Origin of the sequence: Xanthomonas rydalmerensis, from assembly GCF_033170385.1 — a bacterium.
GTDB lineage: Bacteria > Pseudomonadota > Gammaproteobacteria > Xanthomonadales > Xanthomonadaceae > Xanthomonas_A > Xanthomonas_A rydalmerensis.
The window spans coordinates 1,690,686-1,716,403 of the sequence record NZ_CP126170.1; the positions used below are offsets into that span (position 1 = coordinate 1,690,686).

General features: G+C 68.4%; 22 protein-coding genes. 7 read left to right on the forward strand and 15 right to left on the reverse strand.

All coding sequences use genetic code 11. The features are described 5' to 3' along the window. Positions 1 to 44: 44 nt before the first annotated feature. The 4 genes from murU to QN245_RS06965 all read right to left on the reverse strand — a co-directional run bounded on the left by murU (position 45) and on the right by QN245_RS06965 (position 3,886). Positions 45 to 776, reverse strand: a complete 732-nt coding sequence (murU, locus tag QN245_RS06950) for an N-acetylmuramate alpha-1-phosphate uridylyltransferase MurU (protein ID WP_317844913.1) — start codon at positions 774 to 776, stop codon at positions 45 to 47. Further along, complete coding sequence (locus QN245_RS06955) at positions 773 to 1,801, reverse strand: aminoglycoside phosphotransferase family protein (protein ID WP_317844914.1); 1,029 nt, start codon at positions 1,799 to 1,801, stop codon at positions 773 to 775. Before QN245_RS06955 ends, murU begins: the two co-directional genes overlap by 4 nt. Before the next feature lie 73 nt (positions 1,802 to 1,874). Next, positions 1,875 to 2,144: a GlsB/YeaQ/YmgE family stress response membrane protein gene (locus QN245_RS06960; RefSeq protein WP_010344083.1), complete on the reverse strand. Its 270-nt coding sequence runs from the start codon at positions 2,142 to 2,144 to the stop codon at positions 1,875 to 1,877. A 251-nt stretch (positions 2,145 to 2,395) separates the two neighbouring features. Beyond that, positions 2,396 to 3,886 carry a M20 family metallopeptidase gene (locus tag QN245_RS06965; protein ID WP_160969992.1) on the reverse strand — a complete coding sequence of 497 codons (1,491 nt, stop codon included), beginning with the start codon at positions 3,884 to 3,886 and terminating at the stop codon, positions 2,396 to 2,398. 204 nt (positions 3,887 to 4,090) lie between these two features. Here QN245_RS06965 and QN245_RS06970 point away from each other — a divergent pair, with 204 nt between their 5' ends. From QN245_RS06970 to QN245_RS06980, 3 genes are all read left to right on the forward strand, one after another. Next, positions 4,091 to 4,423, forward strand: coding sequence for a ComEA family DNA-binding protein (locus tag QN245_RS06970; RefSeq protein ID WP_160969990.1), 333 nt, complete (start codon positions 4,091 to 4,093; stop codon positions 4,421 to 4,423). A 210-nt stretch (positions 4,424 to 4,633) separates the two neighbouring features. Further along, positions 4,634 to 5,263 carry a HutD/Ves family protein gene (locus tag QN245_RS06975; RefSeq protein WP_317844915.1) on the forward strand — a complete coding sequence of 210 codons (630 nt, stop codon included), beginning with the start codon at positions 4,634 to 4,636 and terminating at the stop codon, positions 5,261 to 5,263. Positions 5,264 to 5,395: 132 nt separating this feature from the next. Beyond that, the gene (locus QN245_RS06980) at positions 5,396 to 6,088 is read left to right on the forward strand and encodes a response regulator transcription factor (RefSeq protein WP_160970010.1); all 693 of its coding nucleotides are present in this window, start codon (positions 5,396 to 5,398) and stop codon (positions 6,086 to 6,088) included. Positions 6,089 to 6,455: 367 nt separating this feature from the next. Here QN245_RS06980 and QN245_RS06985 read toward each other — a convergent pair whose 3' ends face one another. The 5 genes from QN245_RS06985 to QN245_RS07005 form a co-directional block, all read right to left on the reverse strand. Further along, positions 6,456 to 7,376: an FAD:protein FMN transferase gene (locus tag QN245_RS06985; protein WP_317845322.1), complete on the reverse strand. Its 921-nt coding sequence runs from the start codon at positions 7,374 to 7,376 to the stop codon at positions 6,456 to 6,458. Between the two features lie 169 nt (positions 7,377 to 7,545). After that, positions 7,546 to 8,238 carry a Fe2+-dependent dioxygenase gene (locus QN245_RS06990; protein ID WP_317844916.1) on the reverse strand — a complete coding sequence of 231 codons (693 nt, stop codon included), beginning with the start codon at positions 8,236 to 8,238 and terminating at the stop codon, positions 7,546 to 7,548. A gap of 63 nt (positions 8,239 to 8,301) precedes the next feature. Continuing rightward, entirely contained in the window at positions 8,302 to 10,596 is a 2,295-nt protein-coding gene (locus QN245_RS06995) for a catecholate siderophore receptor Fiu (RefSeq protein WP_317844917.1), read from the reverse strand. Positions 10,597 to 11,157: 561 nt separating this feature from the next. Beyond that, on the reverse strand, positions 11,158 to 12,201 hold the full coding sequence (locus tag QN245_RS07000; RefSeq protein ID WP_317844918.1) for a glycoside hydrolase family protein: 1,044 nt from the start codon (positions 12,199 to 12,201) through the stop codon (positions 11,158 to 11,160). A gap of 226 nt (positions 12,202 to 12,427) precedes the next feature. After that, positions 12,428 to 13,924, reverse strand: a complete 1,497-nt coding sequence (locus tag QN245_RS07005) for an aminotransferase class III-fold pyridoxal phosphate-dependent enzyme (RefSeq protein WP_317844919.1) — start codon at positions 13,922 to 13,924, stop codon at positions 12,428 to 12,430. 128 nt (positions 13,925 to 14,052) lie between these two features. Between QN245_RS07005 and QN245_RS07010 the strand changes: the two genes are divergently transcribed. From QN245_RS07010 to QN245_RS07020, 3 genes are all read left to right on the forward strand, one after another. Next, on the forward strand, positions 14,053 to 14,484 hold the full coding sequence (locus QN245_RS07010; protein WP_160969980.1) for an Lrp/AsnC family transcriptional regulator: 432 nt from the start codon (positions 14,053 to 14,055) through the stop codon (positions 14,482 to 14,484). Between the two features lie 133 nt (positions 14,485 to 14,617). After that, positions 14,618 to 15,667 (forward strand): tRNA preQ1(34) S-adenosylmethionine ribosyltransferase-isomerase QueA, encoded by a 1,050-nt coding sequence (gene queA, locus QN245_RS07015; protein WP_317844920.1) that lies wholly within the window; start codon positions 14,618 to 14,620, stop codon positions 15,665 to 15,667. Positions 15,668 to 15,981: 314 nt separating this feature from the next. Continuing rightward, positions 15,982 to 17,829 (forward strand): S8/S53 family peptidase, encoded by a 1,848-nt coding sequence (locus tag QN245_RS07020; RefSeq protein ID WP_317844921.1) that lies wholly within the window; start codon positions 15,982 to 15,984, stop codon positions 17,827 to 17,829. Between the two features lie 255 nt (positions 17,830 to 18,084). On the opposite strand, the gene QN245_RS07025 is transcribed toward QN245_RS07020, so the two are convergent. Then, a complete protein-coding gene (locus QN245_RS07025) occupies positions 18,085 to 19,899 on the reverse strand; it encodes a DUF885 domain-containing protein (RefSeq protein ID WP_317844922.1) in 1,815 nt (604 codons plus the stop codon). Positions 19,900 to 20,180: 281 nt separating this feature from the next. Here QN245_RS07025 and QN245_RS07030 point away from each other — a divergent pair, with 281 nt between their 5' ends. After that, complete coding sequence (locus QN245_RS07030; RefSeq protein ID WP_317844923.1) at positions 20,181 to 20,993, forward strand: DUF4349 domain-containing protein; 813 nt, start codon at positions 20,181 to 20,183, stop codon at positions 20,991 to 20,993. Positions 20,994 to 21,328: 335 nt separating this feature from the next. Here QN245_RS07030 and QN245_RS07035 read toward each other — a convergent pair whose 3' ends face one another. The 5 genes from QN245_RS07035 to QN245_RS07055 form a co-directional block, all read right to left on the reverse strand. After that, positions 21,329 to 21,622, reverse strand: coding sequence for a hypothetical protein (locus tag QN245_RS07035; RefSeq protein WP_317844924.1), 294 nt, complete (start codon positions 21,620 to 21,622; stop codon positions 21,329 to 21,331). Between the two features lie 66 nt (positions 21,623 to 21,688). After that, entirely contained in the window at positions 21,689 to 23,122 is a 1,434-nt protein-coding gene (locus QN245_RS07040) for a DUF2867 domain-containing protein (protein WP_317844925.1), read from the reverse strand. A gap of 30 nt (positions 23,123 to 23,152) precedes the next feature. Continuing rightward, the gene (locus tag QN245_RS07045) at positions 23,153 to 23,467 is read right to left on the reverse strand and encodes a metalloregulator ArsR/SmtB family transcription factor (protein WP_017909067.1); all 315 of its coding nucleotides are present in this window, start codon (positions 23,465 to 23,467) and stop codon (positions 23,153 to 23,155) included. A 161-nt stretch (positions 23,468 to 23,628) separates the two neighbouring features. After that, positions 23,629 to 24,408, reverse strand: coding sequence for a LytR/AlgR family response regulator transcription factor (locus QN245_RS07050; protein ID WP_317844926.1), 780 nt, complete (start codon positions 24,406 to 24,408; stop codon positions 23,629 to 23,631). After that, on the reverse strand, positions 24,405 to 25,700 hold the full coding sequence (locus QN245_RS07055) for a sensor histidine kinase (protein ID WP_237475437.1): 1,296 nt from the start codon (positions 25,698 to 25,700) through the stop codon (positions 24,405 to 24,407). Before QN245_RS07055 ends, QN245_RS07050 begins: the two co-directional genes overlap by 4 nt. Positions 25,701 to 25,718: the final 18 nt, after the last annotated feature.

The window sequence follows — 25,718 nt, forward strand, 5'->3', positions numbered from 1 at the left end:
GGCTGGCGCACGCGTTTGCGGGATTTGGCAAAGAGTTCGAGCGCTCAGCGCTTGTCCAATCCCGAATCCCCACTCCCCAATCCCAGCACCTCATTCAATTCCGCTAACCGCTGCGGCGTCCCCACGTCGGTCCAGCGGCCACGATGATGCAGGCCGTGCAGCTGGCCGTGTTCGGCCTGGGCACGCAGCAGCGGCACCACCGAAAAGCGTGGCGGCACGCCCGGCGCGGTGGGCGCCGGGGCGGCGATGGTCTGCCAGTCGCGCAGCAGGGCAGGGCGGTACATGCCGATGCCGGCGTAGGTCAGCAGCGGTTCGCCGGTGTTGTGCACGTGTCCGTCGTCCTGCAGGGCGAAATCGCCGTGCGCCGCATAAGCCGGCGGATCCACCAGCACCAGTTGCGCCAGGCCGGGCGGCTCCGGCGCGAGCCGAGCGAAATCGAAGTCGGTCCAGATGTCGCCGTTGACCAGCAGGAACGGCGCCTCGCCGAGCAGCGGCAGCGCGTGCAGCATGCCGCCGCCGGTCTCCAGCGGCGTGGCGCCTTCGTAGGAATAGGCGATGCGCAGGCCGAACGCGCTGCCGTCGCCGAGCGTCTGCGGGAACTGTTCGGCCAGCCACGAGGTATTGATCACCACCTCGCGCACGCCCAATGCGGCGAGCTTGCGCAGGTGCCAGACGATCAGCGGCGTGCCGCCAACCGCCAGCAGTGGCTTGGGCGTGTGCGCAGTCAACGGACGCATGCGCTCGCCGAGGCCGGCGGCGAAGATCAGCGCCTTCATGCGCCGCCCGCCGCGCGCTGCGCCAGGGCCGGCTTGATCCGCGTCTGCAGCAACTGCGCCAACGGCTGCAGGCTGGGGTGCCGCGGCAATGCCTCGTCGAGGTAGGCGATGAAGCGCGGCACGTTGTCCAGGTACCAGGCCTTGCCGTCGCGGTAGTTCAGCCGCGCGAAGATGCCCAGGTTCTTCAGATGGCGCTGCACGCCCATCCATTCGGCGTCGCGCAGGAATTGCGCCAGCGGCGGCAACGGGATCCCAGCCTGCAACGCCCGTGCGTGGTACCCGGCCAGCCAGGCGTCCACCCGCGCCAGCGGCCAACTCACCGTGGTGTCCTTGAACAGGCTCACCGGGTCGTAGGCCACCGGACCCACCACGCAGTCCTGGAAATCCAGCACCGCCGGGCCGTCGGCTGCCGGCATCAGGTTGCGCGGCATGAAGTCGCGGTGCACCAGCACCTGCGGCTGTGCCAGCGCGTTGTCCATGAGCTGGCGCTGCACTCCGTGCAGGGCCGCGCGTTCGTCGTCCTCCAGGGTGATTCCCAGGTGGCGTTGCAGGAACCACTCCTCGAACAGCCCGGCATCGCGCTGCAGCAGCGCCTCGCCGAACACGCCCATGCCCGGCGGCGGCGCGATCGCCTGCAGGCGCAGCAACTGGCCGAGCGCGGCGTCGAAGTGCGCGTCCGCGGTGGTCGTATCGAGGCTTTGCGCCAGCGTCGGTTGCCCCAGGTCTTCCAGCAGCAGGAAGCCGGCCTCCGCGTCCTGCGCCAGGATCGCCGGCACCCGCACGCCGCCGCCGTGCAGCAGGGCGTGCATGCGCAGCCACGGCCGCACGTCTTCCAGGTCGGGCGGCGAATCCATCACGATGCGGCTGATGCCACGGCCGTGGCTGCGCCAGTAGCTGCGCTGGCCGGCGTCCACCGAGGCGCGCTCCAGCGTCGCCTGCGCATCGTCCAGGGCCATGCGCGCCCAGGCCAGGCGGTGCGCGGCGCGTGCCGCAAGGACATCGGGAACGGTCGGGCTGGCGCTCATCGGCAGGCTGCGGCGGAAACGAGCCGCACAGCGTAAACGGGCGCCGCCGCCGTGGCGAGCGGCGCCACGTGCCTCAGCGCTTGCTGGAGAACAGCCGCAACAGCGCGAGCAGGGCGATGGCGCCGAGCAGCGCGCCGAGGAAGCCGGCCGGCTCGCCGCGGCTGTACCAGCCCATGTAGTGGCCGAACCAGCCGGCCAGCAGCGCGCCGGCGATGCCCAGCAACACGGTGAACAGGCAGCCGGAGCGCCCGCTGCTGGGGCCGAGGAACCGCGCCAGCAGGCCGACCACGAAGCCCACCAGGATGATGTAGAGCCAGCTGTCACTGCCGAACAGAGTGTGCATGGAGAGCGTTCCGAGCGCGGAGGGGAGATCAGCGTCGGATCGTGCCAGATCGACCGTCACGGCGTCGATGCTTGCGTGCACGATGCAGGCGGCACAGCCATGGAAGGCCGGCCGCCCGCGCTACCCAGCGATCACGCCCATCGGAAGGCGCCGTGTCGGAGCCGACGCCTCTCCCAGCGCAAACAGGGCGTGAGGCACTCAGGAACCCGGCTTCGCCAATCCCCAATCCCGACTCCCAAATCCCGGCCCCATCAACAGCAGCCGTGCCCGCCATGCTGCTCGCCGCCGGCCACCGCCGCGCTGCCGGTGGTCTCGCCGCGCAGGCTGGCGGCATGATGGGCGGCGATCACCCGCGACACGCAGGCGGTGACCCGCTTGCCCATCGGGATGTGCAGGAACTCGTTCGGACCGTGCGCATTGGAATGCGGGCCGAGCACGCCGGTGATCATGAACTGCGCGCCGGGGAACTTCTCGCCGAGCATGCCCATGAACGGGATCGAGCCGCCTTCGCCCATGTACATCGCCGGCTTGCCGAACGCCGCCTGCGAGGCCGATTCGATCGCGTCGGTCAGCCACGGCGACTGCGCCGGCGCGTTCCAGCCGGAGGAGGACTTCTCCAGCGCCAGCGACACCTCGGCGCCATACGGCGGGTCGCGCAGCAGCACCTCTTTCAGCAGTTCGCCGGCGCGCTTGCCGTCCAGCGTCGGCGGCAGGCGCAGCGACAGCTTCACCGCGGTCTCCGGGCGCAGCACGTTGCCGGCCGAGGCCAGCGGCGGCAGTCCGTCGGCACCGGTCACCGACAGCGCCGGGCGCCAGGTGCGGTTGAGCACCAGCTCGGACAGGTCCTCGTGCATCGGCCGCATGCCGGGCAGGAACGGGAACTTGCTGTAGACCTCGTCGCCCAGCACCTCAGCGACCTTGCGCGCCTGCGCCAGCCGCTCCTCGGGGACGTCGGCATACAGGCCCTCGACCTTGATCTTGCCAGTGGCCTCGTCCTCCAGTCGCGACAGCAGGTCGCGCAGCACGCGGAAGCTCGACGGCACCACGCCGGAGGCGTCGCCCGAATGCACGCCCTCGCTGAGCACCTTGACGCTGAAGTTACCGCCGGCCAGGCCGCGCAGCGAGGTGGTGCACCACAGTTGCTCGTAGTTGCCGCAGCCCGAATCCAGGCACACCACCAGCGACGGCTTGCCGATCCGCGCCGCCAGGTGGTCGACGTAGGCGGGCAGGTCGTAGCTGCCCGATTCCTCGCAGGCCTCGATCAGCACCACGCAGCGCGCGTGCGGGATGCCCTGGTCCTGCAGCGCCTGGATCGCCGCCAGCGAACCGAACAGCGCATAGCCATCGTCGGCGCCACCGCGGCCGTACAGGCGGTCGCCCTTGAGCACCGGCGTCCACGGGCCCAGATCGGCGTCCCAGCCGGTCATTTCCGGCTGCTTGTCCAGGTGCCCATACAGCAGCACGGTGTCCTCGCCGGTCGCCTCGCTGCTGGCCGGCACCTCCAGGTAGATCAACGGGGTGCGGCCTTCCAGTTGCACCACCTCCACCTGCAGGCCGGGGATGGCCTGGGCCCGCGCCCAGCGCTCCATCAGCGCCACCGCATCGGCCATATAGCCGTGTGCGACCCAATCGGCGTCGAACATCGGCGATTTGTTGGGGATGCGGATGTAATCGACCAGTTGCGGGACGATGTCGTCATCCCACTTTTCACTCAGGAAACGGTCGATCTTGGCACTGTCCATGAAAAACTCCGAGGTGATTGCACACGTGTGCATCCATTCTACGCCCCGCTGCCCGTGTAGGGTTTTTCCTACACGGCGACGCGCCGTTTACCTGCTGTTTGTGACGCGCTCCGACGATAGGCTGTACCCATGTGGCGAGCGATGCTGACAACGCCGGCAGGAAAGGCCGGCGAAGTCCCCATCCAAGTCACAAGGAGCGTTGCCATGCAGTCTTTTATCGTGGTCCTGAAGTCGCTGGTCGTTGCCCTGATGCTGTCCGGTTCCGCGCTCGCCGCGGACAAGGTCAACATCAACTCCGCTGGAGCGGAGGAAATCGACCAGGTGTTGGTGAACGTGGGAGCCTCCAAGGCTCAGGCGATCGTCGACTACCGGCAGGCGCACGGACCTTTCAAGAGCGCCGAGGAACTGGCACTGGTGAAAGGCATCGGACTCAAGACGGTCGAACGGAACCGCGACCGGATCGAAGTGGGCGCCACGAAGGCACCCGCGCCGACAGCCGCCAAGCAGGCAGCTGCCAAGCCGGTGGAAAGGCGTTAAAGGGATTTGCAACGAAAGGATAGGGCCGGCGCTGGACGCGCGGCCGCAGCCTCACTGAGCAGGATGCGAGGGGGGAAGGCAGGAAGCCGACAGGGAGGTACATCGTCGCCCGGCGTTGCACAGTGACGTGCAGCCGGGCGATGTTTTTTTTGGGGCCATGGTGCGTCTTGCCTGGCAGCTGCGGGCGCGCCAGGGACAGGTGCCGTTGCCATGATCGTGCAGAATGCGCGCATGGATTTGCACACGCTGCCCGCGCGGGTGATTCCCGCCAACGAGTACCGCCGCGAACGCTGGCGCAACGGCCTGGGCTGGACCCGGGAGATCCTGCGCTTGCCGATGTCCGGCGACGACTGGCTGCTGCGCCTGTCCATCGCCGAGATCGAGCAGGACGCCGCGTTCTCCGCTTTTCCCGGGATCGACCGCGAACTGGTGCTGTTGCGTGGCAACGGTGTGCGTCTGCGTTTCGACGATGGCGAGGAGCAGGTGCTGCAGGACCCGTACGCGCGCCTGCGCTTTGCCGGCGAGCGGCCGCTGCGTGGCGAACTGCTCGATGGGCCGACCTACGATTTCAACCTCATGTGGCGTCGCGACCGGCTGCGCACGCAACTGCTGCACCGGCCACTGGTCGGGCCGATGTTGTTCTTCGCCGAACCGGGTGTCGCCTGGGCCGTTCATCTTCTGGCAGGGCAAGCGCAGTTCGATGCGGCCAGCGGACTGTCGCCATTGGCGGCCGGCGATAGCGCTTGGCTGGCCGCCGATGCCAGACGCCGCTTCGCTTTGAGCGGGGGCGGGGAGTTGTTGGCGATGCGCATCGAGGCCGCACCGACGTCCGCGGACTGAGCCTGCGCGACCGCGCGCGCGGGTCTTGCGGCGTCGGCGCCGACCGCGTCCAATGCGCGAACGCGGCCATCCGGGTCGCACAGCGGAAGCCGACAGGTGGTCTCGGACAACAGGTGGTTGGCGAAAATTCTGGTGGCGGACGCGGACGCGGCCTTGCGCGGCCGGGTTCGCGATTACCTGGCCTGTTTCAACCTGCAGACGCACGACGCCGACAGCGCGCCGCAACTGCAGGCGCAACTGGCGGCCGGGCATTACGACGCGGTGGTACTCGACGCCGGTCTCGACGGCGCCGAGGGCCTGCGCCTGTGCCGGCAGCTGCGCGACCGCGGTGACATCGCCATCGTGATGATGGGCGACCGCGCCGAGCCGGTGGACCGGGTGATCGGCCTGGACCTGGGCGCGGACGATTTCCTGGTGCGGCCGCCCGATCTGCGCGAACTGGTGGCGCGGCTCAACGCGGTGCTGCGCCGGGTGCGTGCGACCCAGCCGCCGCCGGCTGCGCACGGCGGCTGGCAGGTCGATGCCGCGCGTCACCAGGCGGTGGCGCCGGACGGGCGGACGATCCCGCTGTCCCCTGGCGAACTGCGGCTGATGGCGGTGTTCCTCGAACAGCCCGGCGAAGTGCTCAGCCGCGAGGTGCTGCGGACGGCGTTGGGCGACGGCGAGGCCAGCGTGCCGCCGAGCAGCCGCGGCATCGATCTGCAGGTCTCGCGGCTGCGCCAGAAGCTCGGCGACGACCCGCTCGTGCCGCAATGGATCCGCACGGTGCGCGGCAAGGGCTATGTGTTCGAGCTGCAGCGCATGGGGTTGCCGACCGCGCGCTGATGGCGTGACGGTCGGGCGCTCCTGCCATGCCCGTCGCGGCGGACGCCGCGTCCGCATATGCCCGGCCACGCGCGGGATGCAACGCGACGCGTGTGCCCTGTCCGCCGAATGGCTGGTGCGTCCGCACACCGTCGTGTTGCCGAAGACGTCCTCGCAATGTGGCCCTCACCCTGCGACAAGCGTTTGTGCTTGGGCCGATAAGCATTTCCTTGCGTGTCGCACCGTATCGCCGCCGTAGCCGTAGCCGCCGCAGCTGCGGGCGGTCAGCGGTGGCACGCCCGTTCGTCGTCCCGCCCACCGGCGCGTTGTGTCGCCCGGTGCCCTGGCCGGTCTCCGCAACCGCAGATCCTGGAGCAGTGCCCGGCCGTCACGCCTCTGGCAGTTCAGCGAACGCGCGGCTGACCCGTTCCTGCAGGCCGCCGCGCTGGCGCAGCGCGAAGCGCACCGCCAGCCCTTCGCGTTCGGCACAGGCCAGGCCAGCCTCGGCGCCCAGCACGCTGAGCGCGGTGGCCCAGGCATCGGCGCGCATGGTATCGGCGGCCACCACGGTGACCGCAGCCAGCGTTGCCGCTACCGGCCGCCCGCTGCGCGGGTCCAGCAGGTGTCCGTAGCGGTGGCCGTCCTGTTCGAAGTGCTGCCAGCGGTCGCCGGAGGTTGCCACCGCCAAGCCGTCGACCGCGAGCGTGCGCGGGGATGCATCGCCATGCAGGCCGTCCTCCGGGGCCGCCTCGAGCAGCACGCGCCACGCTTGCCCATCCGGCTTGCGGCCATAGCCGTAGAGATCGCCGCCGACCTCGACCAGTGCGCTTTCCACGCCGCGTGCCTGCAATGCTCGGACTGCCAGGTCGACGCCATAACCCTTGGCGATCGCCGACAGATCCAGGTGCAGCCCGCCGGGCTGCTGCCAACGGCCATCGTCATCGACGCGCAGCCGCCGCCAATCGCCGGCAGCGCGCGCCTGGCGCAATGCCCCCGCGTCGGGCACGCGCCGATCTCCTGCCATGGCGCCGAACCCCCACACGCCGACCAGGGCGCCGATGGTGGGATCGAAGGCGCCGCCGCTGCGTTGTGCCACGTCCAGTGCGCAGCGCAGCACGGTGTCGAGCGCGGCGGGCAAGGCGTGCCAGGTGTCGGTATCGGCGCGGTTGTAGCGGCTGAGGTCCGATTGCGCGTCCCAGGTGCTCATCTGTGCGACGACCAGATCGAGCTGCGCCTGGATCGCGTCGCGCAGTGCGTGCAGGTCGCTGCCAAGGGGTGGCAATAGCCTGACGCTCCAGCGCGTGCCCATGCTGCTGCCGTGCAGCGTGGCGATGCCGGCGCTGGAGCGCGATGCGGTGGGTGAAGCAGGGTGGTTCACGCGTCGACTGGGCGCGGCGTTACCACGCCAGGGCGGATGCGTGCGGTGCTACGCGGCCGTGCGTGGGCCGAGTGCTCGGCGCTTTGGTCGCCGAGTCGGTTCATGTCTCCGACCAGTCGCGCAGCAGGTTGTGGTAGACGTTGGTCAGGCGCAGCAACGCCGCTGCGTCGGCACCGCTGGCGGTCAGCGCCTGGATCGCGGTGTCCAGGTCGAGCAGCGTCTGCCGCCGGCCGGCGTCGCGCACCAGGCTCTGCACCCAGAAGAACGAGGCCAGCCGCGCGCCACGGGTCACCGGCGCCACCCGGTGCAGGCTGCTGGACGGATACAGGATCAGATCGCCCGCGGGCAGCTTGACCTCGTGCTCGCCGTAGGTGTCGTGGATCAGCAGTTCGCCGCCGTCGTACTCCTCCGGCGCACTCAGGAACAGGGTGCAGGACAGATCGCTGCGCACGGTCAGCGCCGGCTGTGCGGCGCTGGCCGCCTGGGTCATCACCGCGCCGTCGACGTGCAGGCCATAACTGCCGCCGCCGGCGTAGCGGTTGAAGCGCGGCGGGATGGTGCGCAGCGGCAGCGCCGCGGCGAAGTACAGCGGGCTGCGCGCTAGGGCGCTCAGCACCGCCTGGCCGAGTTCCTGCTTCAGTGGCGACGCGTCGGCCAGCTGCAGGTTGCGCTTGACCTGCGCGCCCTGCACGCCGACGGTTTCGCGGCCGTCCACCCAGTCGGCGGACTGCAGTGCCTGGCGGAACCGCGCGACCTCATCGGCCGTGAGGATGTCGGGAATGTGCAACAGCATCGGGCGCTCCGGCGGTGGACGCCCAGGATAGGGCGTCCACCGCACGTTGGCAGGCTCGGTCGGTCAGAACCGGACCTCGGCGGTCAGCAGCACCGAGCGCGGCGCGCCGGGCGTGTAGCGGAAGCCGCTCTTGTTGATCGCGGCCACGTAGTCCTTGTCGAACAGGTTGTAGGCGTTCAGGCGCAGTGCCACGTGGTCGTTAACCGGGTAGCTCAGCACCGCATCCCACACCGTGTACGACTTCACGAACGCCGGCGTGCCGACCGCGCTGTCGCGGCCGCGCTGCATCTGCCCCGAATAGCGCACGCCACCGCCGACGGTCAGCCCGAACGGCAGGGTATAGGTGCTCCAGGCGGTGAACGCGCTGTCCGGCGTGTAGGCCAGGTCCTGGCTGCCGTCTTGCGAGACCGTCGTGCCTTGCCGCACCCGAGCATCCAGCTTGGTGTAGCCGCTGGACAGCGACCAGCGCTCGGTCAGCTTGCCGACCGCCGACAGTTCGATGCCTTGCACGCGCTTGGCGCCGCTCTGGTAGTACAGCCCGTCGCTGCCCTGCACGATCTCGTTGTTCACGTCGGTGCGGAACAGCGCGAGCGTCGCGAACAGCGCATCGTCGAGGAAGTTCCACTTGGTGCCCACCTCCGCGGTCTTGGCCTTCTGCGGGTCGAAGCGCGGATTGTTGGCGTTGTTGGCCGAACTGCTCAGTTCCAGCGTGCTGCCGCCGGGCGGCTGCTGCGAGGTGGCGAAATTCGCGTACACGCTCACGTCCTCGTTGGCCTTGTAGACCGCACCGAGTTTCCAGCTGAACAGCGTGTCGGCGATATCGGTGTCCAGGCCGACTACGGTGGTGCAGGGCGCGGCGGTGGAGGTGGCGGAGTCGCACACCAGGCTGTCGAAGTCGGTCTTGTAGCGGTCCGCACGCACGCCGGCGGTGACCAGGAAGCTGTCGCCGAACTTCAGCGTGTCGAAGGCATAGGCCGAGTAGGTGGTGGTGGTGCCATGGCTGCGCGCGCCGTTGCGCGCGGTGCGCAGCGGCGTGGTGTTCCAGTCCGGCGCGTACAGGTTGGCCGGATTGGCCGCCAGCCAGGCCGCGCGGTCGACGATGTTGTGGCCCCAGCTGCGCAGTTCCTCGCGCGACGCTTCCACGCCGGTGCTGAGGTTGTGCCGCACCGCGCCGGTGGCGAAGTCCACACGTAGATTCAATTGATCGGCGAGGGTGGTGTACTGCTGGTCCTTGAAGGTCGGCAGGCTGCGCAGCACCGTCCAGGTCGACGGATCCGCCGGATTCGGCGTGCGCAGGTTGGCGGCATTGGGCATGAACGCGAACAGCAGGTAGTCCTGGTCGTTGCGGCCCCAGCGTGCGGTATTGGTCAGCTTGACCGTGTCGGACATGTCGTGCTCGATGCGGAAGGTCGCCATCTTCGCGGTCACGTCGTCGTGGTCGTCGCGGGTGCCGTAGAAATTGGCGCTGTCCACGCGCGCGGCGCCACCGAGCCACGGCCGCGCGGGATCGGGCGAGCTGTAGCCAGGCAGACCGATGGTCGGCACCCCGCCATCCGGCACGTTGTCCTGCTTCACGTACAGCAGGTCGAGCAGGTAACGCGTGTCGGTGCCCAGGCCGAACGCCAGCGACGAGGCCAGGCCCCAGCGCTTGTTGGCGACATGGTCGCGGCCGATGGCGTCGCTGTCCTGGCCCATCACGTTCACCCGCAGCGCGCTGCTGGCGCCCAGGTGCTGGTTCCAGTCCGCGGTCGCGCGGCGCTGGCCATGGTCGCCGCCGGACAGGGTGCCGCTGCTGGCATCCTCCAGGTGCGCCTGCTTGCTCACCAGATTGATCGCGCCGGTCGGCGCGCTGCGGCCGTTGTCGGTGCCGGCCGGGCCCTTCTCGACCTCGATCTGCTCGATGTTGAACACGTCGCGCGAGATCGAGCCGAGGTCGCGCAGCCCGTCGACGAAGATGCTGCTGGAGCTGTCGAAGCCGCGCATGTATAGCGCATCGCCGGTGCTGGTGTTGCCGTTCTCGCCGACATAGAACGTGCCCACGCCCGGGCTGTTGCGCAGCGCTTCGGTGAGGGTGGTGGCGCCCTGCTCGTTGAACAGGTCCTTGCCGATGATGTTGAGGGTCTGCGGAGTGTCGATCAGCGGCTGCGTGAACTTCGGCGAATCCGGCGTTTCCACCAGGTAGCGCTTGGCGCGCTGGGCCTGCACGTCGACCTTGTCCAGGGTGGTCGGCTGGTCCGCCGCCGCCGCGTGCGCGGAGGAGAGCAGGCTCAGCCCACCGAGCAACATGGCCGTGGTGAGGGTCGGTGCGGCGGCCTGGCGGGTGACGGGGTGCTTGCGGCGCTTGATCGGAGAGGTCATGGGCGGTTCGATTTGCAGAATGGATGACGACCCGGCCGCGGACACCGGCCGTCCCTCATCAGGAGCGGGCGCGGCGCCGTGGTCGGGCGGCAGTGCGAAAGGGTGTCTGCCGCGAGTGCGATGCGGGCAGTGCGTTCATTTTCCATGCAAATGCGAATTGTTTGCAATATCTTTGTCGTTTTTTCGGGCCAGCGATGTCACCGTTGCCTAGCGCTGGGTGCCCGAAAGGGGGGGGGCCGCTGTCCAGTCGGTTCGACGGCTACCGGGGTTGGGTTGCTGCGGCAGATGGACGCGCTGCCCGAAAGGGTGAGGCCAGGGATGATGTCGTGGCCACGCCCGCCCTACGCTCGATAGCGGAGGCGGGAAAGTGCGAGCGCCGCGGGATAGCGCGTCACCGCGCGACGGTCGGCGACACCGCCGGCGTCAGAGAACGCAGGCGTGTCGGGGAGAAACCCGTGGCGGCGGCGCAGGGTGGGCGGAAGATGTAGGCATGAGGCGGCCTTGGAATGCGACATCGGGTCGATCACAGCGACCCAGGCGCGGTCTCAAGTCGAGAAAGCGCTAATCGAGTTTCCCCTCAGACCAGCAGATCTCCCACGTGTTCGGATCGCCGGATCCGCTGCATCCATAGCGGATTGAAATCGTGGGCAGGATCCCGTCCAGGCTGCCGTAAATGTTGGTCAGAAAGCCGGGTTCGACCTCCACCGGCTTGATGTGCGCGCTGTCCAACACCTTGGTCCAGGTGCCGGTAAACGCGTCCTCTCCTTCCGCGCGATAAACGCAGACGCCTTTTGCCGTACCCCACTCGGGATAGGCGGGGCCGTAGCTGGAGTCCAGATGGGCCTCGCAGACGCTTGCCATGTAATAAAAATAGTGTCCGTTGTAGGACCCTGGCGCAAAGCCAAGCGCGGGCTTGGCATGCGATATGCCGCTTTGTCCATTCAAGGTGAGGCCTTTCTGGCTGAGCTTTCGCTTCTCGCCGAAGTTGATTGCGTCCGGCGACTCCCGGTAGAAATAAGTGATGTCGCCGTTGCCATCCACATAGGTGTAGATGGTTCTGATGCCGGCTGCGCCGTCCGCGCTCCAGGCAACGGATTGTCCTGTGCCATAGGTGCCGGGGTCGCCGTCATGGATCACGGGTGCGTCGTGCTTTTTCCAGTTGATTCCATCGTTCGAAAACGCCACGGCGATGCGATTGTCGATGCCGTTGCTGCCAGGCCGCTCCGTGGTGTAGTACATCACGTAGCTGTAGTCCTGGCCCTGGTAATTCCACCGTCCACGGGTCACCGTGGGGTCGCAGGTGTGGACGCCCTCCCAGGTAAGCGGGCGTGCGCCGCGCAAGAACTGATTGGCTTGAAGGACGATCACGGGAGCGCTCCAACTGCCCGTTCCCGTGCGCTCGCGGTATTTGACGACATCGTGGCCATTCAGATGGCCGCACCACCAAACCTTTTCCTTTCCATCCAGATCGATGAGCGAGCTGGGGGAGTAGTCCCATCCGGGCTGGTCGAACAGCAGCTCGCCTTCGGAAAAAGCGGCGGCGTACGCCACTGGGTGAGCGGCCGCAAGCAACAGGCCCATGGAAAGCAGAAGAGGGGTGCGCATTCGCTGGACCATCGCTGAATTTGAATCAGTATAGGTGATTCGCCGCACGCGAAGCTGGCGAACTATCCATGCGATACGCGAATCTCTCGCGATTGTCGTGCTTCGAGACGTCGCGAAACAAGCGCATGACGGGCGCGCATGCGCTTATGGTGGGGACGAGCGAATAAATCGCCCGTCCCTCTGCTGCTGGATCATGGTGCCGTGATGCGTGCAGCGTCGAGCGGACTCAGGCCGCAGCAGCCTGCGCCACGCGCGGACCTTCGCGCAGCGCACGGCCGATCAGGCCGACCAGTAGGTCCAGCTCTTCGCCGTCCATCGCGAAGTGCGGGGTGAAGCGCAGCGAGTTCTCGCCGCCGTGGATCACGTTGACGCCGTGCTGGCGCAGCCACTCTTCGGTGGAACCGGCGCCGTAGCACTTGTACTGCGGGGCCAGCGCGCAGGAGAACAGCAGGCCCGTGCCCTGCACCTGGGTGATGGCGCCGCCGAGCTCGGCCTTGAGCTTCTCCAGCTTCTGCACCGCCTCGGCGCCGCGCTCGCGGATGTTGGCGCGCACTTGCGGGGTCAGTTGCGCCAGGGTCGCGGTGGCCACGTCGAGCGCACGCGGGTTGCTGGTCATGGTGTTGCCGTAGGTGCCCTTGCGGTATACCTGCGCCGCATGCTCGGTCACCGCCAGCACCGACAGCGGGTACTGCGCGGCGTTGAGGGCCTTCGAGTAGGTTTCCAGGTCGGGTGCGTCGAGCTGCTCGAAGCCGGGATAGTCGACCACCGACAGCACGCCGTGCGCACGCAGGCCGGCCTGGATCGAGTCGACCAGCAGCAGGCTGCCGTGGCTGCGGGTCAGTTCGCGCGCGGCGGCGTAGAACGCCGGCGGCAGCGCGCGGCCGGGGTCGCCTTCGCCCATCACCGGCTCCAGGAACACTGCCTCGATGAAGCAGCCGTGCTGCTCGGCCTCGGCAAAGGCGCGACGCAGCGCGTCCACGTCGTAGGGCGCGATGGCGATCAGCGCATCGTCGCCGCGGTAGCTGGCCAGGTGCTGCTGATAGGTCTTGCGACTGGAATCGGAATACATGCCCGGCCGGTCGGTACGGCCGTGGAAGCTGCCCTTGACCACCAGGCGCTTGATCTTGGCGCCGGCGTGGCGCGCGCCCGGATCGGTCTGCAGCTTGGCGTTGATGTCGACGATGCGCGCGGCCAGGCCCACCGCTTCGGAACCGGAGTTGAGGCACATGAAGCGGCTGTACGGACAGCCGCCACGGCGGTGGCCGATCTCCGCGCGCAGCGCGCGCTCGAAGCGCAGCTGCGACAGGTTGGGGGTCATCACGTTCGCCATCACCTGCGGCCGCGCCATCGCCTCCAGCACCGCCTCGGGGGTGTGGCCGAAGCCGAGCATGCCGTAGCCGCCGGCGTCGTACAGCACCGCGCCCTTCAGCGTGACCACCCATGGGCCGCGCGCGCTCAGCGCCACGTACGGGGTCACCGCGTCGTCGGCGTAGAAATTGACGAAACCGGCCTGCAGGTGGCAGATCTGCTCGGCTTCGTCGAGGTCGAGCAGGTCGGCGAACTCGGTGGCGATGCGTGCATGTTCCGCACCCGCCGCCTCGATCGCCGCGCGCAACGCGGGGTGCGAGGCGGCCAGGCGCTCGATGCTGGCGTCATCCAGGCCGTGGGTCAGGCGGTCGCCGGCGTGGGCACGGAGCGGGGCGAGGGGGCCGAGTACGGTCATGAGGGATCTCCTGAAGGCGGGCTGTCTGGCGACGATCCTATCTATTATCAGGACAGGATCGTCGAATGGCAGCGTGAATCCGTGCAGGAATTGACGCAATTTCGTCGATTCGACGAAAATCCCCGGCCATGAAGATCACCGCTTCCGACGACGCCCTGCTGTCGCTGCTGCGCGAGGATGCGCGCGCCTCCACCGCCCAGATCGCCCGTCGCCTGGGGGTGTCGCGGACCACCGTGCAGAGCCGGATCGAGCGCCTGGAGCGCGAGGGCGTGATCTGCGGCTACACCGTGCGCACCCGCGACGACTACGAGCAGGGCCATATCCGTGCACACATCCTGATCACCGTGCTGCCGAAGAAGATGACCTCGGTGGTGAAGGCACTGCGCGAGATCGAGGCGGTGCGCGTGCTGCATTCGGTCAGCGGTTCCTTCGACCTAATCGCGCTCGGCGTGGTGCCGGGCGTCAACGACATGGACGAACTGACCGACCGCATCGGTGCGCTGGACGGGGTGGAGCGCACGACCTCGTCGATCATTCTGTCCACCAAGTTCGAGCGCTGAGGGGCCGGGATTGGGGATTGGGGATTCGCAAAGGCAGGAGCGGGTTCCCCGCGCTTGGCCAGTCCCCACTCCCGAATCCCCAATCCCAGCGCCGCTACAATGGCCGGCCCCATTCCCGATCTCTCCCGGCGCCGTGAAAAAGTCCGATTTCCACTACGACCTGCCCGAAGAACTGATCGCGCAGGCGCCGCTGGCAGAGCGTTCGGCCAGCCGGCTGCTGCTCGTGCCGCCGGCGCCGGCGCCCTTCGCCGACCGGCACGTGCGCGATCTGCCGGAGTTGCTGCGTGCCGGCGATCTGCTGATCTTCAACGACACGCGGGTGATTCCGGCGCGGCTGTTCGGGCAGAAGCGCACCGGCGGGCGGGTCGAGATCCTGATCGAACGGCTGCTCGGCGGCCAGCGCGCGCGGGCGCAACTGGGCGTGAGCAAGTCGCCCAAGGCCGGTGTGCGCATCGCCCTGGACGCCGGCGGCGAGGCCGAGGTACTGGGCCGCGATGGCGAGTTCTACCAGTTGCAGTTCCATGTGGACGGCGCGCTGGAGCACTGGCTGCAGCAGGCCGGGCGCTTGCCGTTGCCGCCGTACATCCGCCGCGAGCCGGGCCTGGACGACCGCGAGCGCTACCAGACCGTGTTCGCGCGCGAGTCCGGCGCAGTCGCCGCGCCGACCGCCGGACTGCATTTCGACGCGCCGCTGCTGCAGGCGCTGCAGGACCGCGGGGTCGAGGTGGGGCATGTGACCTTGCACGTGGGCGCCGGCACCTTCCAGCCGGTGCGGGTGGAAGCGCTGGAGCAGCACCAGATGCACCGCGAGTGGCTCAACGTCGGCGCCAGCCTGGTCGAGCAGGTGCGGCGCACGCGCGCGGCCGGCGGCCGCGTGATCGCCGTGGGGACCACCGTGGTGCGCGCGCTGGAGAGCGCGTCCAAGGATGGCGAACTGCATCCGTTCGCCGGCGAGACGCAGATCTTCATCCTGCCGGGCTACCGCATCCGCAGCGTCGACGCGATGGTGACCAATTTCCATCTGCCGGAAAGCACGCTGCTGATGATGGTCTCGGCCTTCGCCGGCCGCGAGCGCATCTTCGCCGCCTATCGCCACGCCATCGCCCAGCGCTATCGCTTCTTCAGCTATGGCGATGCGATGCTGCTGTGGAGCAGCGAGACGCCGGCAGACCGCGTCGCGTGATGCGCCGCGTGCGTGCCCGCACACACGCGGGTGCGGCGGCGCGCGCCTCGGGTTGCGCACTTCGCGCGTTTGCATGAACGCGTGAGTTGCGTCGTTGCACCGCGACATCGGTGCCCACGCCATATCGCCTTGCCGACGCTGCCGCATCGATGCGACGAACGTGCGGACTGTGATGCACAGCGCGCAGCGTCTGCCTGAGTAGACGATGCCGCGCACGCGGTAGGGGAGGCGCATGCGCTCCTCGTCCTTGATGGGTGGAACCCCTGTTCCGGTGCCCCGACGCGCGGGGCATCTCCCAGTCAAAGGATGAGTCCATGAAGAAGACATCGACCGAGTTGCTGCTGGCCGCGCTGCTGGCGAGCCTGGCCGTCGCCTCCGCGCACGCGCAGCCGCAAGCCGCCGGCGGCGGCAAGTTCCCGGCCAAGCGCATGCTGCAGGAAGCGACCATGCCGCGCACCGATACGCAGGGACGGCGCCTGTACGCGATCGACCTCAACCCGTTCGTGCTGCAGGAGACCACGCGCCTGTACGCCAAGTCCCGTCCCTCGGACTACCGCACCCTGGATCCGGCGATCCGCGCGCACGAGAACAGCACCGGCATGGTCCACTACGCCGACCAGATCGCGCAGCTGCCGGGGGTGAAGATCGAGCGGGTGCTGTCCACGGTGTCCAGCACCGTCTATGCCTGGATGCCGGAGCGCACCGCGGCGCAACTGCTCAAGGCCGACTGGGTGGTCTCGGTGCGCGGGGTCGAAGCCACGCACGCCACGTTCTCCGCTGCGGGCGACATCGTCAATGGCGGCGAGATCACGCCCTGGGCGCTGCCGTACACGCAGACCAACGATGGAGTCACCACGTCCAATCCCGCGTATCTGCTCGATGCGGTGCTGGACAATCCGCCGCATCCCGAGCTCAACGTGGTGTATCGCCAGGATTTCCCGACGCTTTCGCCCAACCCCCTGCACAGCACGGCGACGGCAGGGCTGATCGGTGCCAGGCAGAATGGACAACTGGTGCGCGGGGTCAATCCTGGCCAGCCGATCAAGGCGTTCGGCCTTGCCGATCTGAACGAAAGCACCGTGGCCACCGCGCTGGATGCCGCAGTGCGCTACGCCGAAGCGTCGGGCGAATTCGCCGTCCTGAACATGTCGTTCAATCAGAGCCCAGGTGGGACCTACAACCCGTTCAATGCCAGCAATCGTTGGGGCCGTCGGATGCGCGCGGCGAGCAATCGTTTCTTCATCACCCAGTCGGCGGGCAATGCCTACACCGTCGGGCTCTCGCCGCTGGAGCAGGACGCGTGCAAGGTGGCGTTCGGCTACATCGATCCGCAGACCCAGCAGGGGGCCGCACGCGACATGGATGGCATCGTCGTGGTCGGTGGCTTGCAGCGTGACGGCTCGCGCTTTGCCGGCGCACAGAACAGCGATCGCTGGGGCGGCTATGCGAAGGGATCGACCGTCGGCCCTTGCGTCGAGGCGTGGGCGCCGGCGCACGAAATCACCAACCTCATTTACGACGGTGGCACCGAAGCGGTCTCCGGCACCTCGTTCGCCGCGCCGATCGTTGCCGCGATCGCCTCGCGCTACGGCAACACCCAGACCCGGCCGCTCGAGCGAGAGGCCTACATCAAGGCCGGCCTGAGCAACACCGGCTACAGCGAGGCCGGCCTGCCGCTGCGCAAGGTGCAGTACGTGGCGCCGTCGTCGCTCAACCTGATCAAGCGCCTGCCGATCGTCGGCGCGGCGTCGCCGACCAACTCGGACAACCTGGCCTCGCTGTACGACGGCCGCTTCTTCAGCGATACCGACTACTGGAACGCACGCACCAACTGGGGCAGCGTCACCGTGAACCTGGGGCAGACGCGCAAGGTCACCGGCGTGCGCATCACCGTGCGCACCGCGGCCAGCGAAACCGCGGGCGTCGCGCAGCCGATCGACTTCGCGGTCTCCGCCGGCCGGCATGGCGCGGTGTTCGGCGGCAGCACCAATCCCGGGCCGGTGTACTTCGACAACCCGCAGTACTACACCGAGCCCGATCAGTCCGACGTGGCGCCGGTGTACATCGCCTTGAACGGCAGCACCGCCCAGTACCTGAAGATCGAGGCCAACAACCCGTACTCGTGGTTGGCCTACTCGGAAATCGAGGTCTACGGCGAGTGAGTGACGCAGGTGCCGCCGCTGATTGCGGCGGTATCTGCCAATGCCTTCACGCGCAGGTTTCGCCTCGGGCCGATGCGGTCGCGGCCTGACGGCAGCGAGATGGCCGCTGTGCGCTGCGCACCGTCAATTGCAGGCACGCCTTCCGGTTCGCACTTTGTGCCGTCTTCGGCAGCCCCCTCCATCGAGGGGGCTTTTCTCTAGGCGCATCGGCAACGCCGCCGTTGCCAATCCCCAATCCCGACTCCCCAATCCCCGCTACTTGATCGGCTCGTCCAGCATCAGCTCGCGCACGAACCGTACCGGCGGGGCGCCGTAGGACAGCACCTGGTCGTGGTAGGCCTTGAGGTTGAACTTGTCGCCGAGCTTGTCCTGCATCGCCTTGCGCAGGTCCAGGTGTTCCTGCACGCCGACGAAGTAGGTCGGCAACTGGGTCGAGGTCAGCTGCGCGCGCACCCACTTGCCCTCGGCCTCGCTCTGCTGCTGGAAGGTGTCGTGGACCATCAGGTGCAGCGCCTGTTCCTTGCTCCAGCCGTCCACGTGCACGCCCTGATCGAGCAGCGCGTTGGCGATGCTGCGCAGATAGAACTTCAGCTGCACCAGGTGGAACAGCGGATCGTTGTCCAGGTAGCCCTGCTCCTGCATCATCCGCTCGGTGTACACCGCCCAGCCTTCGGCGAACACGCCCGAGCGCAGCACGCCGCGCAGGGTGGACGGGAACTTGGCCGAGTGCCAGCCTTCCACGTAATGCCCGGGCACGCCCTCGTGGATGCTCAGCAGGTGGATCATGCGGCTGTTGTATTCGCGCAGGAACGAGTCGGCCTGCTGCGCGGTCCAGTCGTCGGGAATCGGCGACACCGCGTAGAAGGTCTTCAGGTTCTTGTCGAGCGGACCGGGCGAATCGCAGTACGCCACCGCCACGCCGCGCTGGAACTCGGGCATCAGGATGATGTCCACCGGCGCGTCGGGCAGGGTCACCAGATCCTTCTTGCGCACGAAGTCGGTGGCATCGGCCAGCGAGGCCTTGGCGTCCTCGACCACCTTGTCGCGCGCCGGATGCTGCGCGTAGGCCAGCTCCAGCGCCGCCTCGATCGCCTTCTGCTGCTGCGCGTCGCTGGGCGCGTCGACCAGCGCCGGGGCGCCGGGCTTGTCCTTGAGCACGGTGCGGGCGATGGCGTACATGTCCTGGCGCACGCGCGTGAGCTCGGCTTCGGCGCGCTGCTTGATGTCGGCGCGCGACAGCGAGGAGTTGAGCGCGAACTTCAGCTTCTGGTCGTACTTCTCCGCACCCAGGCGGAAATCGCCCTTGGCGTTGGGCACCAGGGTCTGGTCCAGCCAGGTCTGTTGCTCGGCCACGGCCTTCTTCAGGCCCTCGATCGCCGCCTGCAGGCGTTGCGCGTCGGCCTGCGGCAGTTCCTGGATGTGCGGGACGATGAAGCTGTCGACGATGCTGAGGATGCCGCGGTTCTGCTTGGCCACGGTCTTGGCGCTGATCTCCGACACGCGGGCCGGGTCGAGGTTGGCGCGCGCCTGCGCGAACAACGCCGGGATCTTTTCCATGCGCGCGGTGGCCGACTTCAGCCGCTCCGGCAGCGGCGCGAACTCGCGCGCCATCAGTCCGTAGATCGCGCCGCCGGCCAGGCCGTTGTAGACCTGCGGGTCGGTCGCCCAGCCCTGCGCCACCTCGTTGCTCCAGATGTCGGACTGCAATTGGTTGCGCAGGATCGCCGCGTCCACCTGGTTCTCGCGCGAGAGCTTGGCCACGTCGAGCTTGTCCAGCTCGGCCAGCAACTCCTTGCTCGCCTCCAGGCTCTTCTGCCGGCCGGCGGCGCTGAGGTCGTCCAGTTCGCTGTCGTAGCGGTGGTCGCCGGTCTGGGTGGCGCCGACCGGGGACAGCTGCATCCAGGTGTCGACGGCGCGCTTGGACAGCGCGGCGAAGCTGGCGTCGGCGGCGGCATCGGTGGCGGCCGCGGCCTGGCCGGGAGCGGCGTTGCTGGCGGCGGGCGCATCGGCGGGTTTCTGGCAGCCGGCGAGGGCGGCGAGCAGGGCGGCGGCGAGCAGGTGCTTGCGCATCGGGGTTCCTGGAGTGGGTCGATCCGCCAGGGTAGCCCCGCCGTGCTGCCGGCGCCCCTGCCATTGGATTACCCTTGACGCTTTCGCCACTCAGGAGCATCGAAATGCAGGACAAGGGACGTCGCCATCGCGGCCGCAGTGTGTGCGATTTCGAGGTCGCCACGGACGATGCCGCACTGCCTGCCGCAGCCGGGGCAGGGCGTGCCGAGACTGCGAGCGCTCGACGCGGCCCGCGGCCTGGCAGCCGGCGCTGGCGCGGCTGGGGCGTTTCCCTGGCGTTGATGGCGGCGATTGCGGCCTGCAGCCGTGGCGGCGAGAGCGCTGCGGCGCCGCCCTATGCCGCCGATGCTGCCAGCAGCGCCGCCGAGGCCGCGGCGCAGGCGGCAGATGCGTCCTTCGCCGCGGGTGCGCCTGGCGAAGAGCATCGCGCCATGGCGACACTGGCCTATGAGCACGAGGTCGATGTGGCGCTGCCGGCGGCGCAGATTCCCGCGCGGCTCAAACAACTCCAGGAGGAGTGCCAGCAGTCGCGTTTCGGGGCCTGCACGGTGTTGCAGGTCGAACAGCGTGGCGGCGAGCAGCCACACGGCGAACTCAGCGTGCGGATCGCGCCGGCCGGGGTCGAGCCGTTGATCGCACAGGCAGGCCAGGGTGGCCAGATCGAAAGCCGCACCACCCATGCCGAGGATCTGGCGCAGGAGGTGCAGGACAACGACGCGCAGCGCCAGCGTCTGCAGGCCGAGCAGCGGCGCCTGCAGGAGTTCCAGCAGCGCCGCGATCTCAGCGTGGCCGACATGATCGCGCTGTCGGAGAAACTGGCCGCCGTGGAGACGCAGTTGCTCGCCACCAGCCAGGAAGCCGCGCAGCAGCGCCGTCGCCTGGATACGCAGCGGGTGACGCTGACCTTCGCCGCGCCGACCGCCGAGCGTAGCCGCAGCGACATCGGCGATGCGCTGCGCGACAGTGGCGAAATCTTTGCCGGATCGATCGCCTGGGCGATTCGCGCAGTGGTCGGCCTGGCGCCGTTCGTGCTGCTCGGCTATGCGCTGTGGCGGCTGATCGCCTGGCGTCGACGTCGGCGGCGCGCAGCTTAGGAGACGTGGCTTTCCCGTCCGATGTGGATCGGGCGGGAGCGCCCCAGGCGATACGCCAGCGAGGTGGGGCGGCGCTGCGCTTGCCGCACGCATGCCACGCAGGGTGGCGTGGCATCGAACAGGTCTGGTCGGTCATTGATCCCGGGCCGTGGCTGACGCTGCCCCTGCAAGTACATCGACGATGCGCGTGCTGGCAGCGTGGGAATGCTTCAATCCCGACGCATGGCCGCAACGTACCCAAACCAGGGGACGCGGCTGACCGTACTTCTACGCAAGCAGGCCATGCGGCCTTCCGGGACGCGGCGCCACACGGCGCAACGTCCCATCGGCCGGCGTCAGCCTTCGTCCTGTTCGAACTCGACGATCACGTCCAGCTCGAACGCCAGCGCTTCCACCGCCTCGCGCACCTTCTGTGCGGTGGCGGTGTTGCCGGCTTCCACCTCCACTTCGTGGGTGCCCGGTCCCTGATCGTCGGGCAGACCGGCGGAACTCGAATCGTCGTCGTCCATGTGCGGCATCAGGTCGTCGATTTCCTCGACGTGTTCGATGCCTTCCAGGCTCGACAGCAGGTTGATGATGGCGCGGGCGTCGTCCTCGCTGCCGGTGATGCGGATGCGGAGCTGGGGCATGTGCCTTCCTCTTGGGGGGAAGGCGCAGGCTAGGCAGGCATCGGCTAAGGCGGGGTGATGACGCGCTCAGCGCAGTGGCACGACCGCGTCCGGCCCGGCATGCTCGGCCACCGGCAGCAGCAGCGCCTCGGCGGCCGCGTGCAGCAGCGTCGGTGCGATGTAGCGGCGGTGCGCGGCGGCGATCAGGGCCATGTACAGGTGTCCGAAGCGGTTGCGGCAGGCCACACGCGTCTCCAGGCTCAGCTCGGCGCTGCCGTCGTCGCGCAGCGTCACGCCCACGCAACTGCGGAACACCAGGTGGCGGTCGTCGGCGCCGAGCAGCACCTGCACGCGCCGCGCCTGCGCCGTGGAGGCCTGCGCCAGCACCGGGAAGCGGCCGGCGAACAACTGATCGCGCTGCGGCGACAGCAGCGAGGACACCGGGCAGCCCAGCGGCGAGGTGCGCAGCCGCAGCGGCGCGACCAGCACGTTGCGCAGGCGCATCAGCCAGGTCACGGTACGCGGCGGGTGCCGCAGGAAGCCGTCCAGCAAGGCGGCCATCAGTGCGTGTGCGCCCAGTGGCCGCAGCGCCTGCGCCGGCACCGTCAGCCGCACGCTGTCCTGGTGATGATGCGCGGGCAGCTGCTGTTCGAGCAGCGAGCCGGGCAGCAACTGTCGCGTCACCCGTGCCCGCGGCAAGCGTGGCGCGAGCGCCGCGAAACCGGCTGGATGCCGCCAGGCGCCCAGCCGCTGCCGCAGGCGTCCGCTGAGGGCGCGCAGGCCGGCGCACCAGGCCAGGCGCCGGCTGCCTGGCGACGCCGCCAGCGACAGCCGCACCGTCGGTACGGGCAGCGCCTGCGCCTGCGGCGATGCGAGCAGCGCCGCGACCGGGGCCGGAAGCAGTTCGGTGAGGGTGGCGATGTCGGCGGTGCCGGCCAGGACCTGTGCGCGCACGTCCTCGGCAAGCACGCCGCCGGCTTCGTCGCTGTGGCAGGACAGGGCGAAGAACGCCGGATGCCCGGACTGCGCGCGCAGCGGCGCGAACTGGTGCCAGGTGCCGCCGCCGAAGCGCACGCTGAACAGGCAGTCGGCGGGCAGTTCGACATGCCGCAGCGCGGCGAGGAAATGCTGCGGATCCTCCTGCAGTTGCGCTGGCGAGGCGGTACTGAAACGCAGCAGCGCGCCGCCGCTGCCGGTGATCGCGGTGAACATGCGATGCCCGGCATGGCAATGGAACGGATGGCCGCCGCTGCCGACCGCGAACGAATACAGTGCGGTCGACTCGCCATTGCCGAAATCCGTGCCGGCCAGACGCGCCGAGGGTTCGTCCAGCGCATCGCGGAACTGCGGATGCGCGCGCTGGCGCAGGCAGGCCTGGGCGATCAGCGGATCGCCGGCACCCACGCCGAGCTGGGCGATCAGGATGACCTCCACCGGCAAGCCGCCGCTGTAGGAGGGCAGGCGCACCGAGGGAAATCCGGTTTGCGCGGCGGCGTGTTCGCTGAGCGGTGCGGCGGTCATCGGCGGACTCCTGTTGCCGTGGCGGAAGGATCAGGCGGTGCGCTTGGCCTGCCTGCGCGACTCGCGTTTGAGCGGGCCGGCACTGGGGCAGATCTCGAAGGCGAAACCGCTGAGGGTATTGACCAGGTTGTCCGGGGTGAGCCGGTAGACCACGAACTGGCCGCGGCGCTCGCTCGCCACCAGTCCCGCCGCTTCCAGCACGGACAGATGCCGCGAGATCGCCGGCGCGCTCATCGCGAAGCGCTGCCCGATCTCCCCAGCGGTAAGTTCCTGGGCCGACAGGTAGGCCAGGATCTCGCGGCGTGGCCGCGAAGCGAGGGCTTCGAAAACGCGATCGATGGACATCGGGGTTTAGCTAATTAACGAATTAGTTAATTAATGACGTGTCGCCTGGTCCATGTCAAGTGCCGAATCGACGCGGTGACGCGGTTTCCCCCATGACGTTCGCCAGTCATGAGAAGAGTCGCCTTAGTGAAGAGATGAGCGGCGTATTAAGCGTGTTTCGTTCAACTTTCCTTGCGCGTCGTCACCAGCCGCAGGAAGGCTTCGTGCTGATAGCGGCTCATGCGCAATTGCTGCCCCGTATCCATCGTGACCACATGGTGGCCGTTGAACCAGGGGTGGATCGCCTTGACCCGGCGCAGGTTGATGATCGCGGACCGGTGCACTCGGGCGAAGTGGCGCGGGTCCAGCCGCGCGGCCAGCGTGGCCATGGTCTCACGCAGTTCATGGGTGCGGTCGGCGAGGTGGATCAGCACCGTGTTGCGGCTGGCCTTGATCCAGACGATGTCCTCGACCGCGACCAGCACCACTGCCTCGTCGACGCGCACTGGAATCCGTTGCAGATAGTCGTCGCGCTGGCGCAACGCATCCAGGGTCTGCAGGATGCGCGCCTCGGAAGAGGTGCCCACGCCGATGCGGGCGGACAGGCGCCGTTTCGCACGCTGCAGGGTCTCGGCGAAGCGTTCGCGGCTGAAGGGTTTGACCAGGTAGTCCACCGCGTTGGCCTCGAACGCACGGACCGCGTAGTGCTCGTAGGCGGTGACGAAGATCGTCGCCGGCATGTTGGCCGCACCGATCGTGGCGACGACGTCCATGCCGGTCATCGCCGGCATCTGGATGTCCAGGAACACCAGGTCGGGCGACTGGCTGCGGATTGCGACCACCGCAGAGGCGCCATCGCCGCATTCGCCGAGCAGTTCGATGTCCGGATCGGCGCGCAGCAGCCGCACGATGGCGTGGCGTGCGATCGGCTCGTCGTCGATCACCAGCGCGGTGACGCTCATGCAGGGAGGTGCTCCGGGGCTTCCTCGGCGTCCAGCTCGCGGAACGGCAGCCGGATGCGGCAGGCAACGCCGTGCGGATAGAGCATGTCGAGCCGGATGTCGGCGTTGTCGCCGTAGAGTTCCTGCAGCCGCAGGCGAGTATTGGAGAAGCCGATGCCGTGTCCGCCCGCTTTGCTGTTTTCCTCCAGCGTGCTGTTGCCGTTGCGCACTTCGATGGACAGCGTGTCGCCTTCGCGCCGGCTCTCGATCTCGATGCGGTCGCTGCCGACACGCTGGCCGATGCCATGGCGGATCGCATTCTCCACCAGGGGTTGCAGCAGCAGGCTGGGCACCGCGCAGTGCAGGGTGCCGGGGGCGACATAGATCTTCGCGCTCAGGCGGTCGCCGTACCGCTTGCGCTGGATGCCGAGATACAGGTCGAGCAGGGCCAGTTCGCGTTCCAGGGTGATTTCCTGGCCGTCGTATTCTTCCAGGAACGCGCGCAGCAGTTCGCTCAACCGCAGCAGCATGTCCTCGGCGGCGACGGTGTCTTCGTCCAGCAGGGTGACGATGGCATGCAGCGTGTTGAACAGGAAATGCGGTTGCAGCTGGCTCTTCAGCACTTGCAGGCGCGACTGCGCGAGCTCGGCGGCCAGGCGGCTGGCTTCCACTTCGCGCCGGGTCTTCTCGGCGTGGAAGTGCAGCGCTTGCTGGATCGCGAACAGGGTCCAGTAGGTCAGCAACCCGATGGCGAAGTGCTGCTCCAGGAAATATCCCAGCTGTTCAGCGAAACCACTGGGCTCGAACAGGGTGGAGGCCAGCGCGCCGATGACCATCGCGGCAAACGTCACGCACAGGCTTGCGACTGCCTGCGCGCCAAGCCCGTGGAAGCGCTGAGCGCCACGGACAGGAAAGCGTTCGGCGAGCCGGAAGACGGTGGGCGCCAGGAGGGCCCAGCTGTACCACTGGATCAGCGACCATCGGATGGGCACCTCCAAAGGCCATCTGCTGGCAACCGCACCGTTGTTGACGATGTTCTGGAGCATGAACACCATGGCCACCAGCGTCCACAGCGCGATATAGCGCCCCAGGCTCATTTCGGTATTGCCGAGTCGGACGTTCATCCAGAGGTGGTCGAGGGGTGACGGGCGCATCCTAGGCGCAGCGACACGCCGTGGAAAGCGCCGGCGCGCGCCCACTACGATTGGGAGCGCGAGAACGACGATTCGTCCCGAATCGATTTGCAGCCGCTCGATCACCCGGCCTGATGGGCAGGCCAGCACAGCGGAATCCACCCCGCGTGGCTGGCGCATCCTTCCCATCGGAGATCC